Here is a 441-nt window from a genome sequence, read left to right as displayed (position 1 = left end):
CTTCATCGCCCAGTAGACTTGCTTATGATCGTCATCTTCGACAACGACCATGCGCAAGCTCTGTGTTTTGACCTCGCAGTTGAATCGTTCAACGACCTTTCCTAACAGGACCTCCTCAACGAATCGCTCCCAAGTTTCCCTGAGATCGGTGTAGAAGTCCTTTGCAAGCCGCCGCCATGTGTCTGTCGTGAAATCCGCGACGCCATCAAAGCCCTTCAGCCGCACCTTGAGCGTTTCAATGCGTTTCGTCACGGACTGAGCAATCCATGGTTCATCGGTTTCGCTGATCAAACCAAAGCCAGCAGATTCCGACTTATTGATGTAGTTTCGGACCAGAGGGACCGCTGGAGTGGCCTGCGCGGCAGCGTCAACCACCTCATTGAAGAACAGAAGATTATGCGTGAAGATGATGACTTGGCGTCCCGCGGCCGCTTCTTTCAC

Annotated in this window: 1 pseudogene; it reads right to left on the bottom strand. The window is 52.8% G+C overall.

What is annotated here, in order from left to right:
- Nucleotides 1-441, bottom strand: a pseudogene (locus AC0L3A_RS40960) (AAA family ATPase); the annotation flags it as partial.

It is taken from the genome of Bradyrhizobium sp. MI1.3 (assembly GCF_055811695.1).
Note: the sequence above shows the minus strand (reverse complement) of the source record. Positions and strands in the feature narration are given on the sequence as shown.